The sequence below is a fragment of the Pseudomonas fluorescens genome (genome assembly GCF_900215245.1).
In the GTDB taxonomy this organism is placed as follows: domain Bacteria; phylum Pseudomonadota; class Gammaproteobacteria; order Pseudomonadales; family Pseudomonadaceae; genus Aquipseudomonas; species Aquipseudomonas fluorescens.
The window spans coordinates 3336080-3351532 of record NZ_LT907842.1 but is presented as its reverse complement, the minus strand read 5'-3'; the positions used below and the strand labels follow the sequence as shown (position 1 = coordinate 3351532).

At 59.4% G+C, this 15453-nt stretch carries 19 protein-coding genes; 11 read left to right on the top strand and 8 right to left on the bottom strand.

Annotated elements, in window-relative coordinates; translation table 11 throughout:
- The first annotated feature begins 94 nt into the window (after positions 1-94).
- From CPH89_RS15540 to CPH89_RS15495, 10 genes are all read left to right on the top strand, one after another.
- Positions 95-1069, top strand: a complete 975-nt coding sequence (locus tag CPH89_RS15540) for a KpsF/GutQ family sugar-phosphate isomerase (RefSeq protein ID WP_053254425.1) — start codon at positions 95-97, stop codon at positions 1067-1069.
- Positions 1070-1594 carry a KdsC family phosphatase gene (locus CPH89_RS15535; protein WP_053254424.1) on the top strand — a complete coding sequence of 175 codons (525 nt, stop codon included), beginning with the start codon at positions 1070-1072 and terminating at the stop codon, positions 1592-1594. It abuts the gene before it with no gap.
- Between the two features lie 8 nt (positions 1595-1602).
- A complete protein-coding gene (gene lptC / locus CPH89_RS15530) occupies positions 1603-2175 on the top strand; it encodes an LPS export ABC transporter periplasmic protein LptC (protein ID WP_053254423.1) in 573 nt (190 codons plus the stop codon).
- Positions 2162-2737, top strand: coding sequence for a lipopolysaccharide transport periplasmic protein LptA (gene lptA, locus CPH89_RS15525; RefSeq protein WP_053254422.1), 576 nt, complete (start codon positions 2162-2164; stop codon positions 2735-2737). The genes lptC and lptA overlap by 14 nt, the downstream gene beginning before the upstream one ends.
- Positions 2737-3462: an LPS export ABC transporter ATP-binding protein gene (gene lptB / locus CPH89_RS15520; RefSeq protein ID WP_053254421.1), complete on the top strand. Its 726-nt coding sequence runs from the start codon at positions 2737-2739 to the stop codon at positions 3460-3462. The genes lptA and lptB overlap by 1 nt, the downstream gene beginning before the upstream one ends.
- A 184-nt stretch (positions 3463-3646) precedes the next feature.
- Positions 3647-5140 carry an RNA polymerase factor sigma-54 gene (locus CPH89_RS15515; protein WP_053254420.1) on the top strand — a complete coding sequence of 498 codons (1494 nt, stop codon included), beginning with the start codon at positions 3647-3649 and terminating at the stop codon, positions 5138-5140.
- 75 nt (positions 5141-5215) lie between these two features.
- Positions 5216-5521, top strand: a complete 306-nt coding sequence (gene hpf, locus CPH89_RS15510; protein WP_017138237.1) for a ribosome hibernation-promoting factor, HPF/YfiA family — start codon at positions 5216-5218, stop codon at positions 5519-5521.
- A 12-nt stretch (positions 5522-5533) separates the two neighbouring features.
- Positions 5534-5998, top strand: coding sequence for a PTS IIA-like nitrogen regulatory protein PtsN (gene ptsN / locus CPH89_RS15505; protein WP_053254419.1), 465 nt, complete (start codon positions 5534-5536; stop codon positions 5996-5998).
- Positions 5999-6000: 2 nt separating this feature from the next.
- Positions 6001-6858 carry an RNase adapter RapZ gene (gene rapZ / locus CPH89_RS15500; protein WP_053254418.1) on the top strand — a complete coding sequence of 286 codons (858 nt, stop codon included), beginning with the start codon at positions 6001-6003 and terminating at the stop codon, positions 6856-6858.
- 16 nt (positions 6859-6874) lie between these two features.
- Positions 6875-7147 (top strand): HPr family phosphocarrier protein, encoded by a 273-nt coding sequence (locus CPH89_RS15495; protein WP_049709983.1) that lies wholly within the window; start codon positions 6875-6877, stop codon positions 7145-7147.
- Between the two features lie 37 nt (positions 7148-7184).
- Here CPH89_RS15495 and CPH89_RS15490 read toward each other — a convergent pair whose 3' ends face one another.
- From CPH89_RS15490 to pmbA, 6 genes are all read right to left on the bottom strand, one after another.
- Positions 7185-8078, bottom strand: a complete 894-nt coding sequence (locus tag CPH89_RS15490; protein WP_053254417.1) for a ZIP family metal transporter — start codon at positions 8076-8078, stop codon at positions 7185-7187.
- A 31-nt stretch (positions 8079-8109) separates the two neighbouring features.
- The gene (locus CPH89_RS15485; protein WP_053254416.1) at positions 8110-8721 is read right to left on the bottom strand and encodes a superoxide dismutase; all 612 of its coding nucleotides are present in this window, start codon (positions 8719-8721) and stop codon (positions 8110-8112) included.
- Position 8722: 1 nt separating this feature from the next.
- A complete protein-coding gene (locus CPH89_RS15480) occupies positions 8723-9151 on the bottom strand; it encodes a DUF2753 family protein (RefSeq protein ID WP_053254415.1) in 429 nt (142 codons plus the stop codon).
- A 27-nt stretch (positions 9152-9178) separates the two neighbouring features.
- Positions 9179-10555, bottom strand: a complete 1377-nt coding sequence (locus CPH89_RS15475) for a class II fumarate hydratase (RefSeq protein WP_053254414.1) — start codon at positions 10553-10555, stop codon at positions 9179-9181.
- Positions 10548-10943, bottom strand: coding sequence for a hypothetical protein (locus CPH89_RS15470; RefSeq protein WP_053254413.1), 396 nt, complete (start codon positions 10941-10943; stop codon positions 10548-10550). The genes CPH89_RS15475 and CPH89_RS15470 overlap by 8 nt, the downstream gene beginning before the upstream one ends.
- A 148-nt stretch (positions 10944-11091) precedes the next feature.
- Positions 11092-12438, bottom strand: coding sequence for a metalloprotease PmbA (gene pmbA, locus CPH89_RS15465; RefSeq protein ID WP_053254412.1), 1347 nt, complete (start codon positions 12436-12438; stop codon positions 11092-11094).
- A 108-nt stretch (positions 12439-12546) separates the two neighbouring features.
- Between pmbA and yjgA the strand changes: the two genes are divergently transcribed.
- Positions 12547-13068: a ribosome biogenesis factor YjgA gene (yjgA, locus tag CPH89_RS15460; RefSeq protein ID WP_053254411.1), complete on the top strand. Its 522-nt coding sequence runs from the start codon at positions 12547-12549 to the stop codon at positions 13066-13068.
- Positions 13069-13113: 45 nt separating this feature from the next.
- Here the strand turns inward: yjgA and tldD are convergent, their stop codons facing one another.
- Both tldD and CPH89_RS15450 read right to left on the bottom strand, forming a co-directional pair.
- Positions 13114-14556 carry a metalloprotease TldD gene (gene tldD, locus CPH89_RS15455; protein ID WP_053254410.1) on the bottom strand — a complete coding sequence of 481 codons (1443 nt, stop codon included), beginning with the start codon at positions 14554-14556 and terminating at the stop codon, positions 13114-13116.
- A gap of 16 nt (positions 14557-14572) precedes the next feature.
- Positions 14573-15421, bottom strand: coding sequence for a carbon-nitrogen hydrolase family protein (locus CPH89_RS15450; RefSeq protein ID WP_053254409.1), 849 nt, complete (start codon positions 15419-15421; stop codon positions 14573-14575).
- Positions 15422-15453 lie beyond the last annotated feature (32 nt).

Below are 15453 nucleotides of genomic sequence, written 5' to 3'. Positions count from 1 at the left end.
GCACCTGCCGAATAAAGCCTGACGAACTAGCGTGAGGGAATTGATCATTACCGCTATAATCGCCGCCTTTTCGTCAGGCTATACGATTTAAGACATGAGCCAATCCAGCGAGCTTATTCAATCCGCACAACGCACCATCCGCCTCGAGCTTGAAGCCGTAGAAGGTTTGCTGGCCCATATCGACGCAGATTTCGTACGTGCATGCGAGATGATTCTGGCCAGCAAGGGCCGCGTTGTCGTGGTCGGCATGGGCAAATCCGGCCACGTCGGCAACAAGATCGCCGCCACCCTGGCAAGTACCGGGACCACGGCTTTTTTCGTGCACCCGGCCGAAGCCAGCCACGGCGACATGGGCATGATCACCAAGGATGACATCATCCTGGCACTGTCTAACTCCGGCACCACCAACGAAATCGTGACCCTGCTGCCGCTGATCAAGCGTCTGGGCATTAAAATGATCAGCCTCACCGGCAATCCGGAGTCGACGCTGGCCAAGGCTGCCGAAGTGAACCTGAATGTTCACGTTGCCCACGAGGCCTGCCCGTTGAACCTGGCACCGACCTCCTCCACCACCGCCGCGCTGGTCATGGGCGATGCCCTGGCCGTGGCCCTGCTGGAAGCGCGCGGCTTTACCGCTGAGGACTTCGCGTTTTCGCACCCGGGCGGCGCCCTGGGTCGTCGACTGCTGCTCAAAGTGGAAAACGTCATGCATTCGGGCGACGAGTTGCCTCACGTGCAGCGCGGCACCTTGCTGAAGGACGCGCTGATGGAAATGACCCGCAAAGGCCTGGGCATGACCGTGATCCTGGAGGCTGATGGGCGTTTGGCCGGGGTATTCACCGACGGCGACCTGCGCCGCACCCTGGACCGCACGATCGATATCCACACCGCCACTATTGATGCGGTCATGACGCCACACGGCAAGACTGCACGCCCCGAGATGCTTGCCGCCGAAGCGCTGAAGATCATGGAAGACCACAAGATTGGCGCGCTGGTGGTGGTCAATAGCGACGACCGCCCGATTGGCGCCCTGAACATGCACGACTTGCTGCGTGCGGGAGTGATGTAAATGACCAGCGACCTGTTGCAACGCGGTAAAAACATCAAATTGGCGATTTTCGACGTTGATGGCGTGCTGACCGATGGCCGCCTGTACTTTCTCGAAGATGGCAGCGAATTCAAGACCTTCAACACACTCGACGGCCAGGGCATCAAAATGTTGATGGCCGCCGGTGTGCAAACAGCCATTATCAGTGGTCGAAAGACACCGGTTGTGGAACGCCGCGCACAAAACCTGGGGATTCCTTACCTGTATCAGGGCCGCGAGGATAAACTGGTGGTTCTGGACGAGCTTCTTGGCCAACTCAACCTAAGCTATGAGCACGTTGCCTATCTGGGTGACGATCTGCCTGACCTGCCGGTTATTCGCCGGGTGGGCCTGGGCATGGCCGTCGCCAATGCGGCGGCTTTTGTTCGCGAACACGCCCATGGCATCACGACCGCACGTGGCGGTGAGGGTGCCGCCCGCGAGTTCTGCGAATTGATCCTGCGTGCCCAGGGCAGTCTTGAAGCGGCCCACGCCGCCTACCTATAGAGCGTTTTATGCTGAGCAAAAAGATTCGCAACTTCCTGCTATTCGGGGTCATCGCCGCGCTGTTCCTGGCGGTGGGCTACTGGAATATCAGCCCGGAGCGCTTTCTCGACAAGCCTGTAGTGGCCGTCGACGAAAGTGCTATCGCCTATTACGCTCTCAACGCCCATACCATACAGTTCCTGCCTGATGGCAAGGTTCAGTACGATATGACCGCCGATAAAGTTGAGAACCTCAAGGCTACGGACGTCAGCCTGCTGACCAATCCCGACCTGAATCTCTACAAGGGCACCGACTACCCGTGGCACGTCACCAGCAAGCATGGCGAAGTCAACTCGGACGGTACCCAGGTAGAACTGATCGACTCGGTACGTGTTGCACGTACTGACGAGAAGAAGCGCGACACCATTATTACCAGTAGTCGCATGACCGTTTTCCCACAACAGCAATATGCGCAGACCGAGCAAGACGTTAGAATCGACGGCGCTGGCGGTGTATCGACTGGCAAGGGAATGAAAGCGTATTTGAAAGAAAGCAGGATACACCTGCTATCGAACGTAAGAGGACAGTATGAGGCTCGTTAAAACCCTCCCTATTTTGCTCGGTCTGGGCGCAGCACTGGGAAGCGTGAGCGCCTGGGCTCTGCCGAACGATAGCCAGCAACCGATCCACATTCAGGCTGACGACGCTCAGTTGGATGACAAGCAAGGTGTTGCGACCTATACAGGCGCCGTGATCATCACCCAAGGCTCGATGAAAATCACCGGCAACACGGTGACGCTCACGCGTACGCCGGGTGGCGACATTGACGTGGTGACCTCGGTGGGCAACCTGGCTTACTTCGAACAGAAGCAGGCGGCTACGGACCCAGCCCCGATCAAGGGCTATGGCAGGACCATCCAGTACCACGCCCAGCAGAATCGCATCATCCTGATCGACCAGGCCAGGGTTGTCAGCAGCGATGGCAACACCACAGACGGTGAAAAAATCACCTATGACACGGTGAAGCAGATCGCCCAGGCCGGTCGTGCCACTGGCGCGAAGATCGGCACTCCGAAGCCGCGCATCGACATGGTTATCCAGCCGAAGCAGAAAGAAGGCGCCGCCCAGCCTGCGCCCAACCCCGCTGCGAAGAAGGCGAACTAATGGCAACCCTGAAAGCCCAGCATCTGGCCAAAGCTTATAAAAGCCGTCAGGTCGTACGCGACGTCAGTTTATCGATCGACAGCGGCCAGATCGTTGGCTTGCTTGGCCCCAACGGCGCCGGCAAGACCACGTGCTTCTATATGATTGTCGGCCTGGTCCAGGCGGATCAGGGCCGTGTCTTGATCGACGACCTGGACGTCAGCAACCAGCCGATGCACGGTCGTGCACGCGCAGGTATCGGCTATCTTCCCCAGGAAGCGTCGATCTTCCGCAAATTGTCGGTAGCAGACAACATCATGGCGATCCTCGAGACCCGCAAGGAACTCGACCGTGACGGCCGCCGCAAAGAGCTGGAAAGCCTGCTGCAGGAATTCCATATCAACCACATCCGCGACAACCTCGGCATGAGCTTGTCCGGTGGTGAACGTCGTCGTGTGGAAATCGCCCGCGCCCTGGCCACCGCGCCGAAATTCATCCTGCTGGATGAACCCTTCGCCGGTGTCGACCCGATCTCGGTTGGCGATATCAAGCAGATCATCCATCACCTCAAGGCCAAGGGTATCGGTGTATTGATCACCGACCACAACGTCCGTGAGACCCTGGATATCTGTGAAACGGCTTATATCGTCAACGATGGCCAGCTGATCGCCGAAGGCGACTCCGCCACCATCCTGGCCAACGAACTGGTCAAGGAAGTGTACCTGGGCCACGAGTTCCGCCTGTAAGCACTGTGGTGTCTGGCCGTTCGCCAAAGCGCGCGGGAGTCAATAAAAACCTCTGGGTTTTTATTGTTACCGCGCTCTAGGCAAAGCCCCCGACATCAGGCATATAATTTGCTTATGTTTGGCGCTCACGCGCCCTGTCGTGGATGGCGCATTGCGCCGGCGAATAAGGTGTTAAGCCCCTGCCATGAAACCATCGCTAGTCCTGAGAATGGGCCAGCAGCTGACGATGACACCGCAGCTGCAACAGGCCATCCGCCTGCTCCAATTGTCGACCCTGGACCTGCAACAGGAAATCCAGGAGGCCCTGGAGTCCAATCCGATGCTCGAACGCCAGGAAGAAGGCGACGACTTCGATAATGCAGACCCGCTGGCCGACAACATCGAGCAAAAACCCAACTCCGACGTGCAGGAACCTTCCTATCAGGAAACCGCCCCTACGGTGGACAACCTTGAGGAAGGCGAATGGAACGAACGCATTCCCAACGAGCTTCCGGTGGACACCGCCTGGGAAGACGTTTACCAGACCAGCGCCAGCAGCCTGCCCAGCAATGATGATGACGAGTGGGACTTCACCACCCGCACCTCCGTCGGCGAAAGCCTGCAGAGCCATTTGCTGTGGCAATTGAACCTGGCGCCGATGTCCGACACCGATCGCCTGATCGCCGTGACCCTGATCGACTGCATCAATAACCAGGGTTACCTCGACGAGACGCTCGAAGAGATCCTTGAGGCTTTCGATCCGGAACTGGACATCGAACTGGACGAAATCGAAGCCGTCCTGCACCGCATCCAGCAGTTCGAGCCCGCCGGCATCGGCGCCCGCACACTGAGCGAGTGCCTGCTGCTGCAACTGCGCCAGCTGCCCGCCAAGACCCTGTGGCTCGCCGAAGCCCAGCGCCTGGTCACCGACTACATCGACCTGCTGGGCAGCCGCGATTACAGCCAGCTGATGCGCCGCATGAAGCTCAAGGAAGACGACCTGCGCCAGGTCATCGAGCTGGTACAGAGCCTTAACCCCCGCCCGGGCTCGCAGATCGAGTCCAGCGAAGCCGAATACGTCGTTCCCGATGTAATCGTGCGCAAAGACAACGAGCGTTGGCTGGTGGAACTGAACCAGGAGTCGGTGCCTCGCCTGCGCGTCAACCCGCAATACGCAGGTTTTGTGCGCCGTGCCGACACCAGTGCCGATAACACCTTCATGCGCAATCAGTTGCAGGAAGCGCGCTGGTTCATCAAGAGCCTGCAAAGCCGCAACGAAACCCTGATGAAAGTGGCCACTCAGATCGTCGAGCACCAGCGCGGCTTCCTCGAATATGGTGACGAGGCCATGAAACCCTTGGTCCTGCACGATATCGCTGAGGCGGTTGGCATGCATGAATCGACGATTTCCCGGGTAACCACGCAGAAATTCATGCATACCCCACGGGGTATTTATGAGCTGAAATACTTTTTCTCCAGCCACGTAAGTACCTCCGAAGGCGGCGAATGCTCGTCCACGGCGATCCGCGCGATCATTAAAAAACTGGTTGCCGCGGAAAATCAGAAAAAGCCGTTGAGTGACAGCAAGATCGCTGGTTTACTGGAGGCACAAGGCATTCAGGTCGCCCGTCGAACCGTCGCCAAGTACCGCGAGTCCCTCGGGATCGCGCCTTCCAGCGAGCGTAAGCGTTTGATGTGACGGGCGGGCCATAGCGTTCCAGTGGCAGGCGCTTTTGCCTGTCGCTTTATGCACTGGCAACGAAGGAGAAGCTGTATGCAAGTCAACATCAGTGGACACCATGTAGAAGTCACCCCTCCATTGCGCGAATATGTCGAGCAGAAGCTGAAACGACTCGAGGGTCATTTCGACAAGATCACCAATGTGCAGGTCATCATGAAGGTCGATAAGCTTCAGCAGAAAATTGAAGCGACCTTGCAGATACCCGGTGGCGAAGTGGTCGCCAATGCCGAGCATGAAGACATGTATGCATCGATCGATGCCTTGACTGACAAGCTTGACCGCCAACTTAAAAAGCATAAGGAAAAGCAGCAGAGCCTTCTTCAAGGCACTGGCCGCTAACACTCCCCACCCATGATTCGACTTGAAACCATCCTGACCCCCGGCCGTTCCCAGGTGAACGTGCCGGGCGGCAGCAAAAAGAAAACCCTCGAAACAATTGCCAATCTGATCGGCCGTGAAGTGCCCGACCTGGATACGCAAGCTGTCTTTGAGGCTCTGATCGCCCGTGAAAAGCTAGGTTCTACTGGCTTTGGCAACGGCATCGCGATTCCTCACTGCCGCCTGCAAGGCTGTGAGTCTCCAGTCAGTGCCCTGCTGCACCTAGACGCCCCCATCGATTTCGACGCCATCGACGGCGCCCCGGTTGACCTGCTCTTCGTGCTGCTGGTCCCGCAAGCCGCCACCGATGCGCACCTGGAACTGCTCCGGCAGATCGCCAGCATGCTCGACCGCAAGGAAGTACGCGACAAACTGCGCAGCGCCGACAGCAACGAGGCGCTCTATCAGGTTGTCCTGGATGAACAAAACGGGCAGTAATCATGCGTTTGATCATCGTCAGCGGCCGCTCCGGCTCGGGTAAAAGCACCGCCCTCAACGTCCTTGAGGACAACGGTTTTTATTGCATCGACAACCTGCCCGCCGGTTTGCTGCCGGAGTTGGCGGAACGTGCATTGATCCACACCGAGCTGGCGCAGCCCCTGGTTGCCGTCTCGATTGACGCCCGCAACCTGCCCAGCCATCTTCAGCGCTTTCCGCAATTGCTTGAGGAAGTACGCGCCAAGCATATCAATTGCGATGTGCTGTACCTGGACGCCGATGAGGAGACACTGCTCAAGCGTTTTTCCGAAACCCGTCGCCGCCACCCCCTCAGCAGCCCTCACCGCTCGCTGGCCGAAGCCATCGAGGACGAGACCACGCTGCTGGGACCGATCATCGATCTGGCCGACCTCAAGATCAACACCACCGGCCTGAACCTGTATCAATTGCGGGATGCCATCAAGCTGCGCTTGCTGAACCAGCCAGAGCCTGGCACCGCATTTCTGGTCGAGTCGTTTGGCTTCAAGCGTGGGATGCCGGTGGATGCCGATCTGGTGTTTGATGTGCGCTGCCTGCCCAATCCTTACTGGAAGCCGGAACTGCGTGATCAGTCCGGCCTTGATCAGCCGGTGGCCGAGTACTTGGCTGCGCAACCGGATGTCGAGGAGATGTTCCAGGACATCTCCAGCTACCTGCTCAAATGGTTACCGCGCTTTGCGGCAAGCAACCGGGCTTATGTCACCATTGCCATCGGCTGCACCGGCGGCCACCATCGCTCGGTGTACCTGACCGAGCGCCTGGGCCAGGTGCTGCAACAAACCCTCAAGAACGTCCAGGTTCGCCACCGCGACCTTAGCTGAAAGGAACACCCCCGCGATGCCCGCTCTGGAAATTGAAATCATCAACAAGCTGGGTTTGCATGCCCGAGCCTCCGCCAAATTCGTCGGCGTCGCCGGGCAGTTCCCCTGCCAGATCCGCGCAGGGCGAACGCCGGAATCCATGGTAGACGGTAAAAGCATCATGGCCATGATGATGCTGGCCGCCGGCAAGGGCACCAAAATTCATTTGAAGACGGAAGGCGAACAAGAGCAGGAAGCGATGGACGCGCTGGTAAAGCTGATCAATAACTTCTTTGATGAGGGCGAGTAAACTCACCCTTTACGGCGGGTGTGAGGCTGCAATGGCCTCACCCTAAAGCAGTATCCATCACCATCATCAAACAGAACCCGATGCACAAGCCCAGGCTGGCAAGCTTTTCGTGACCATGACGGCGCGACTCGGGGATAACTTCGTGAGTCACCACCAGCAACATCGCCCCCGCCGCCAACGCGAGCCCTAACGGCAACAAAACCTCCGCCAGGCTCACCAGCCATGCACACAGCACGGCAAACACCGGCTCGACCAAGCCCGACGCGGCACCGATCAAGAACGCCTTGACTCGCGACATGCCCGCCCCGGCCAAGACCAGCGCGATCACCAAACCTTCCGGCACGTCCTGCAGGGCAATCCCCATGGCCAAGCTGTCGGCATCCGGCATTCCGCCACCGGCCGAAACACCTACCGCCATGCCTTCCGGAATGTTGTGGGCAATGATGGCAAACACAAATAGCCAGATACGCGGGGGAATCACCGGTTGACCCGGCGTGCCCACCCGCATCTCCGGGCTGGCGCCCGATACCTTGCGGTCGACCAGGTAAAGACCGAATGCCCCGAGCATAATCCCGAAGCTGATCAAACCACTGGCGCCCCAACGCGAAAGCCCAAGGCCTTGCGCGGCAGCAATGCCCGGCACGATCAGCGAAAAAGCCGTCGCCGCCAGCATTACCCCGGCCCCAAAGCCCAGCAAGGTATCACTCAGTGCCACCGGCATCCGGCGAATCACCAACACCGGCACCGCACCCAGCGCCGTGCCGAGCGCGCAGATCGCGCCGCCCTGCAAGGCACGCAAGATACGCGGCTCAAGGTCCAGCCAGCTCAGCCCTTGCGCCACCAGCAATGCAGTCCCTGCCAACAGCAGCAGCGAGCCAAACGCATAACGAAACATTCGCCCGCTGCTGATCGCCAGCGTTTCAGTGCCCATAGTCGGCCTTAGATCTTGTTATAGATAAATGTCAGGCCACGGCGGCCTGGTAGCGTGCGGCGACTTCCGGCCAATGGATGACGCTGTAGAAGGCGTTGATGTATTCCGGGCGACGGTTCTGGTAGCGCAGGTAGTAAGCGTGTTCCCACACGTCCAGGCCGAGGATCGGCGTGTTGCCGCTCATCAGCGGGCTGTCCTGGTTGCCACTGCTTTCCACCACCAGGGTCTTTTGCGGGGTAACGCTCAACCAGGCCCAGCCGCTGCCGAAACGCGTCAATGCGGCCTTGGTAAAGGCCTCCTTGAAACTGTCGAAGCCGCCCAACTGTTCATCGATGGCTTTGCCCAGCACGCCTTCGGGTTTGCCTCCGCCTTTTGGCGACATCACCGCCCAGAATAGCGAGTGGTTAGCATGCCCCCCGCCTTGGTTGATCACGGCGGCGCGCAGTTTTTCCGGTAGTTGCTGCACGCTTGAAACCAGCTTCTCAACCGGCCAGCCCGAGAATTCAGTGCCCTCGACTGCAGCATTCAAGTTATTGATATAGGTCTGATGGTGTTTGGTGTAGTGGATTTCCATGGTCTGCGCATCGATGTGCGGTTCCAGGGCGTCATAGGCGTAGGGCAAAGCAGGCAAGGTGTAAGTCATATCAATGTGCGCCGTAGTGTGGAGTGATCGGTTGCACCGCAGTGCCGCCAAGCAGGCGATGGGTACGCGGGTATTCGCCGTGATCGCTGATGAAGTTCAACAGTTCGACATAGGTCTTGCTGCTCTGGCGCAGCGCCGCCTCGCGCAATTGCGGGCTCAGGCGCGGGTCCTGCAGGGTCTGCAACAGCCGCTGGTGAATGGCACAAAGGTATTCCGCGCTTTCCTCCGGCTGGTTCAGACGCAGGTGCAGGTCCGCCAGGTTGTGATGGGAAATGACGCAAGCCGCCACTGCTTCGTCGGCATCCGCCCAGCGCTCGAACAGCACTTGAGCCAAGGCCAGGGCTTGCAAATAGGCCTCACGAGCATCGACCAGCTCGCCCGCCATAAAGCAACGATTGGCCCGTTCGATCGTGCGTTTCCAATGCTCCATGGTGAACCTCCAAAGCAGAGTCGGTGATTACACGCCGCCGGCCGTGAGTTTTTCCGGATCCAACAGGATTTCCAGTTGGCTACGTGGCAAGTCGGTGTGCTCGAGGGCGACATCAATCACCGGGCGGCCTTGCTGATAAGCCTTCTTGGCAATTTCAGCGGCTTTTTGGTAACCAATGATCGGGTTAAGTGCAGTGACCAGAATCGGGTTACGCGACAGCGCTTCCTTGAGCTTGGCTTCGTTGACCTTGAAGCTGGCGATCGCCTTATCAGCCAACAGCCGGCTGGCGTTGGCCAGCAACTCAAGGCTGCTGAGCAGGTTCTGGGCGATGATCGGCAACATCACGTTCAGTTCGAAGTTGCCGGACTGGCCGGCGACGGTAATGACCGTGTCATTGCCGATAACTTGGGCGGCGACCATGGCGGTCGCTTCCGGGATCACCGGGTTGACCTTGCCCGGCATGATCGAAGAGCCTGGCTGCAGGCCTTCCAGTTCGATTTCACCGAGCCCGGCCAATGGGCCGGAGTTCATCCACCGCAAGTCGTTGGCGATTTTCATCAGCGACACGGCGGTGGCTTTCAGTTGGCCGGAGACGGCGACGGCGGTGTCCTGGGAACCGATCAACGCGAACAGGTTTTTGCCTGGCGTGAATTTCACGCCGGTGAGGCTGCTCAGGTGCTGGCTGAAGCGGGCCGCAAATTCCGGGTGTGCGTTGATCCCGGTGCCGACCGCCGTGCCGCCCTGGGCCAACGCCTGCAAGCTCGGCAGCAGGTCCTGCAAGTGAGCGATATTGGCCTTGAGCTGTTGCGCCCAGCCATTGAGCACCTGGCTCATGCGCACGGGCATCGCGTCCATCAAGTGCGTACGGCCGGTCTTGATGAACGGGTGGACTTGTTCGGCCTTGTGTTCGATCACCTGAACCAGGTGCAGAAGGGCCGGCAGGGTGTGTTCGTGCAAGACCAGCGCTGCGCTGACGTGAATGGTGGTCGGAATGATGTCATTGCTGCTTTGGCCGCAATTCACGTGGTCGTTGGGGTTGATCGGCTCGCCCAGCAAGCGACTGGCCAGGGTCGCAAGCACTTCGTTGGCATTCATGTTGGAGCTGGTGCCGGAGCCGGTCTGGAAGATATCCACCGGGAAGTGCGGCATGAAATCGCCTTCGAGTAAGCCTTGGGCAGCGTCGACAATGGCCTTGCCCTGCCCTTCGCTGATTTGCTTGAGGTCGACGTTAGCCTTGGCTGCGGCGGCTTTGGCCAGGATCAGTGCGCGAATGAATTGCGCCGGCATGCGTTGGCTGCTGATCGGGAAATTATTCACCGCGCGCTGGGTTTGCGCACCATACAAGGCCTCGGCAGGCACTTGCAGTTCGCCCATGCTGTCGCGTTCGATACGGGTATTACTCATCGGAAGATCCTTGCACCAGGTCGGAGTGAGAAATAGACGGCAGCAATTCGCAGGTTGCCAATTGCCAGGCAAAGGTCTGCCAGCGCTTGAGTCGGCAGGCGCAGTGGGAAAGATTTTCCAGGTCGCGCAACGGACGCCACGCCTGGTCCAGGCACAGGGATCGCCAGTGCCAGGGCAAGGCGATGTCGCTGGCGGTGTCGATCAGCAGGCGGAATGACGTTTCAGCAATCGTCCACGGGTGGGTCGCGGTGCAGCACGCCAGGTATCGGCCCTCACTGAGGTAATGTTCAATCAGGCGAGGTTCATTGGGATCGAGGCCGCAGCGAATCTGACGACTCATCCAGCGCCAGCTCTCAAGGTACGGATCCTCATGCAGGACAGAACTCATGATCCACACTCATTCGACAATGAGATTTATTATTAATTGATATTAAGAATCAAAACAAGAGCAGCAGGTTAATCCGCTCATGGCTCAGCCATAAAAAAATGCGCGCCATCGAGAAGATGGTGCGCCTTTTCGTTAAGCGTCGGAGGGGTTAGCTGCCGGCGACGGTCATCCGTTCGATCAGTACAGAACCCGTGCGAATGTTGCTGCGCAGTTCCAGGTCATTACCCACCGCGACGATCTGCTTGAACATATCGCGCATATTGCCGGCAATGGTGACTTCCTGAACGGCGAATTGAATTTCACCGTTTTCCACCCAGAAACCTGCCGCGCCGCGTGAATAATCACCGGTAACCATATTCAGGCCACTGCCCATCAATTCGGTGACCAGCAAGCCGCGGCCCATACGACGCAACAGCGCCGCCTGATCTTCGTCGCCATGGGTGACGAACAGGTTGTGCACGCCACCGGAGTTGGCAGTGCTTGGCAGGCCAAGCTTGCGGCCGGCGTACGTGCCCAGTACGTAGGACACCAGCTCGCCCTTCTCGACAAATGGCTTGGCATAAGTGGCCAGGCCATCACCGTCGAACGCTGAACTGCCCATGGCACGCATCAGGTGCGGACGTTCATCGATGGTCAACCACTCAGGAAACAGTTTCTGGCCAATAGCGCCTTCAAGAAACGAAGACTTGCGGTACAGATTACCGCCGGAAATCGCGCCCAGGAAACTGCCGAACAAACCACCGGCCAGTTCCGCCGAAAACAGCACAGGGACTTCGCAAGTCGGTACCGGACGGGCGCCCAGGCGGCTTGCTGCACGTTGCGCGGCGCGCTGGCCGATGCTGACCGGGTCGGCCAACAATTCGCCCTGGCGGCTGACGTCATACCAATAGTCGCGCTGCATCTGGCCATTGGCTTCAGCGATCATCACACAGCTTAAGCTGTGGCGAGTCGAGGCATAGCCGCCGATGAAACCATGGCTATTGCCATAGACGCGACAGCCTTGATGTGTGCTCAGCGTGGTGCCGTCGGCGTTTTTGATGCGGGCATCGGCATCAAAGGCCGCCGCTTCGCAAGTCAGCGCCAGTTCGATTGCCCGTTCGGGTGTGATATCCCAAGCGTGAAAAAGATCGAAGTCCTTTAAATCCTTGGCCATCAGCGCTTTATCTGCCAGGCCCGAGCATTCATCTTCGGAGGTGTGCTTGGCAATGGCCAACGCCGCCGCGACGGTTTCGCGAATCGCTTCCGGCCCACTGGCCGAGGTACTGGCCGACCCTTTGCGCTGCCCCACATACAATGTGATGCCAAACCCCTGGTCGCGGTTGAACTCCACGGTTTCCACTTCCCGCTGGCGTACCGACGTCGACAGCCCCTGCTCCAGCGACACCGCCACTTCACAGGCACTGGCCCCCTGGCGCTTGGCCTCGGCAAGGATCTGCTCGACTTGTTCCTGCAGTGCCGGTAACGCTTGCGGACCGACGCTTTGGGCTGCACTCATGGTTTTCTCCACTCAAATTCTGCTTTCGGTTAAGGCCATCGAGCGACCGGGCCGGACAAGCGGCCCCCGACTGGTTATCATGGCGGCGTTTCTTTGCGGACTGCCACCATGGTTGATTCTTACGACGACTCCCTCGATGGGGAGAAAAGCAAAACCCAGGTCAAACGCGAGCTGCATGCTCTGGTTGACCTCGGCGAGCGCCTTACAACGCTCAAGCCGGACTTGATTGCAAAACTGCCACTGACCGACGAAATGCGCCGGGCTCTGGCGGATGCACCTAAGCACACCGCGAATATCGCGCGTAAACGGCACATCATGTTTATCGGCAAACTGATGCGCGATCAGGACACTGACGCCATTCTGACCTTGCTCGATCAACTGGATGCCTCCACTCGCCAGTACAACGAACGCTTCCATAACCTGGAACGTTGGCGTGACCGCCTGATCTCGGGCGATGACGCGGTGCTGGAGAAATTCGTAGTGGACTATCCGGACGCGGACCGCCAGCAACTGCGCTCCCTGATCCGTCAGGCCCAGCACGAAGTGGCGCAAAACAAGGCTCCGGCCACCAGCCGTAAAATTTTCAAGTACATCCGTGAGCTGGACGAGACTCAACGCGGCCTGCGTTGATCCTCTTCCCCGGGTGGCGGTCCTCGCCACCCGAAGCTCCGGCACTTACGAGCCCGTGCCACCCACGGTGATCGCATCAATCTTCAAGGTAGGCTGACCAACGCCGACCGGCACTGACTGCCCATCCTTGCCGCACGTGCCCACGCCGCTGTCCAGCAAAAGGTCGTTACCGACCATCGACACCTTGCTCATGGCTTCCGGCCCGTTACCAATCAACGTCGCCCCTTTGACCGGCGCGGTAATCTTGCCGTCTTCGATCAGGTACGCCTCGCTGGTGGAGAACACAAACTTACCGCTGGTGATATCCACCTGGCCGCCGCCGAGGTTGGCGCAGTAGATCCCGCGTTTTACCGAGGCAATGATTTCTGCCGGGTCGCTTTCGCCACCGAGCATGTAGGTGTTGGTCATGCGTGGCATCGGCAAGTGCGCGTAAGACTCGCGACGGCCGTTACCGGTGCGGGCCACTCCCATCAGGCGGGCGTTGAGTTTGTCTTGCATGTAGCCCTTGAGCACGCCGTTTTCAATCAGCGTGGTGCACTCGGTCGGCGTACCTTCGTCGTCGACGCTCAGCGAGCCACGGCGACCGGCCAGGGTGCCGTCATCGACAATGGTGCACAGCTTGGAGGCGACCATCTCGCCCATGCGCCCACTGTAGGCCGAACTGCCCTTGCGGTTGAAGTCGCCTTCCAGGCCGTGCCCTACGGCTTCATGGAGCAACACACCGGACCAGCCCGAGCCCAACACCACCGGCAATGTACCGGCTGGCGCGGGAATGGCTTCCAGGTTGACCAATGCCTGACGCAGCGCTTCACGGGCATAGCCCATGGCACGGTCTTCAGCGAGGAAATAGCGGTAGTCGGTACGCCCACCACCACCATGACCGCCACGCTCGCGGCGACCGTTCTGCTCGACGATCACGCTGACATTGAAACGCACCAGCGGCCGTACATCCGCCGCCAGGCCGCCGTCGGTGGACGCCACAAGGATGCGCTCCCACACACCGGCCATGCTCACGGTCACTTGCTGGATACGCGGGTCGAGGGCACGGGTGGCCGCGTCGATACGCTTGAGCAAGTCGACCTTCTCCGCACGGCTGATCACTTCCAGGGGGTTATCCGGCGCGTACAACTGGGCCACGTCCTGGGTGCTGAACGCCTGCACCGTGCCGTTCTGGCCGGCACGGGAAATCGAGCGCGCCGCACGGGCAGCGAGGCCAAGGGCTTCAAGGGTAATAGCGTTGCTGTAGGCAAAGCCGGTCTTTTCACCGGATTGCGCGCGCACACCGACGCCTTGGTCAAGGTTGAAACTGCCTTCCTTGACGATGCCGTCTTCGAGAGCCCACGATTCGGAAATCTGGCCCTGGAAATACAGATCGGCCGCGTCGATGCCCGGCCCGGCCAGATCACCGAGCACGGTTTGCAAACTTTCGATGGTCACGCCACCGGGTGCCAGGAGGTGTTCACTGACTGAGGACAACAACTCGCTCATAGGTTTGGCCTTAAATTCATCGTTCCGAAGCAGGCCGCTGCGCGCCCTGCGAGAAAAAGCGCCGATGGTTGACCACCGGCATGCGCGCCCGTATCGACGCCTGTTCACTGCTGTCGCGTTCGGCCAACAACACCGCCTCGCCTTGATCCTGCTGCGCCAGCACTCGCCCCCAAGGGTCGACAATTGCTGCGTGGCCAAAGGTTTCCCGTGGGCCTGGGTGCACACCGCCTTGAGCGGCCGCCAGCAGGTAGCACTGGGTTTCAATGGCGCGCGCACGGATCAGCACATCCCAATGCGCGGCACCGGTCACCGCCGTAAAGGCCGAAGGCGCGGTAATCAATTCAGCTCCCGCCGCGCGCAATTCGCTGTACAGCTCCGGGAACCGCAAGTCATAACACACCGTCAGGCCCAAGCGGCCCACCGGTGTATCCGCCACCACCACATTGCTCCCGAAAGCATAGTCGTCGGATTCACGATAACGCCCTCGCGCATCTGCTACGTCCACATCGAACAGGTGCAGCTTGTCGTAACGCGCGACGATTTCACCCCGATCATCGATCAGCAACGAACAGGCGTTGGACTTGGCGTCAGGTTGGTCCTTGGGCGGCAGCGGCAACGTGCCTGCCACTATCCATAAGGTGAGGTCGCGGGCGGTCTGTTTCAACCATGGCAGGATCGGGCCGTCGCCCAACGCTTCAGCGCGGCCGATATCGGCCACATCACGACGCCCCATGGCCGCGAAGTTCTCAGGCAGAACTGCCAGCTTCGCACCACCTGCCGCCGCTTGCTCCAGCAGGCGTCGGGCCTGTGCCAGGTTGGCCAGCACATCACTCTGGCTGACCATTTGAATTACCGCAAAGGACATAGGCCGACACTCCGTAAAAGGCATGCGGCCAT

Bases quoted from the DNA above. Each gene is read 5' to 3' on its own strand.
- CPH89_RS15540 (WP_053254425.1), top strand. From the start codon at position 95: ATGAGCCAATCCAGCGAGCTTATTCAATCCGCACAACGCACCATCCGC.
- CPH89_RS15535 (WP_053254424.1), top strand. From the start codon at position 1,070: ATGACCAGCGACCTGTTGCAACGCGGTAAAAACATCAAATTGGCGATT.
- lptC (WP_053254423.1), top strand. From the start codon at position 1,603: ATGCTGAGCAAAAAGATTCGCAACTTCCTGCTATTCGGGGTCATCGCC.
- lptA (WP_053254422.1), top strand. From the start codon at position 2,162: ATGAGGCTCGTTAAAACCCTCCCTATTTTGCTCGGTCTGGGCGCAGCA.
- lptB (WP_053254421.1), top strand. From the start codon at position 2,737: ATGGCAACCCTGAAAGCCCAGCATCTGGCCAAAGCTTATAAAAGCCGT.
- CPH89_RS15515 (WP_053254420.1), top strand. From the start codon at position 3,647: ATGAAACCATCGCTAGTCCTGAGAATGGGCCAGCAGCTGACGATGACA.
- hpf (WP_017138237.1), top strand. From the start codon at position 5,216: ATGCAAGTCAACATCAGTGGACACCATGTAGAAGTCACCCCTCCATTG.
- ptsN (WP_053254419.1), top strand. From the start codon at position 5,534: ATGATTCGACTTGAAACCATCCTGACCCCCGGCCGTTCCCAGGTGAAC.
- rapZ (WP_053254418.1), top strand. From the start codon at position 6,001: ATGCGTTTGATCATCGTCAGCGGCCGCTCCGGCTCGGGTAAAAGCACC.
- CPH89_RS15495 (WP_049709983.1), top strand. From the start codon at position 6,875: ATGCCCGCTCTGGAAATTGAAATCATCAACAAGCTGGGTTTGCATGCC.
- CPH89_RS15490 (WP_053254417.1), bottom strand. From the start codon at position 8,078: ATGGGCACTGAAACGCTGGCGATCAGCAGCGGGCGAATGTTTCGTTAT.
- CPH89_RS15485 (WP_053254416.1), bottom strand. From the start codon at position 8,721: ATGACTTACACCTTGCCTGCTTTGCCCTACGCCTATGACGCCCTGGAA.
- CPH89_RS15480 (WP_053254415.1), bottom strand. From the start codon at position 9,151: ATGGAGCATTGGAAACGCACGATCGAACGGGCCAATCGTTGCTTTATG.
- CPH89_RS15475 (WP_053254414.1), bottom strand. From the start codon at position 10,555: ATGAGTAATACCCGTATCGAACGCGACAGCATGGGCGAACTGCAAGTG.
- CPH89_RS15470 (WP_053254413.1), bottom strand. From the start codon at position 10,943: ATGAGTTCTGTCCTGCATGAGGATCCGTACCTTGAGAGCTGGCGCTGG.
- pmbA (WP_053254412.1), bottom strand. From the start codon at position 12,438: ATGAGTGCAGCCCAAAGCGTCGGTCCGCAAGCGTTACCGGCACTGCAG.
- yjgA (WP_053254411.1), top strand. From the start codon at position 12,547: ATGGTTGATTCTTACGACGACTCCCTCGATGGGGAGAAAAGCAAAACC.
- tldD (WP_053254410.1), bottom strand. From the start codon at position 14,556: ATGAGCGAGTTGTTGTCCTCAGTCAGTGAACACCTCCTGGCACCCGGT.
- CPH89_RS15450 (WP_053254409.1), bottom strand. From the start codon at position 15,421: ATGTCCTTTGCGGTAATTCAAATGGTCAGCCAGAGTGATGTGCTGGCC.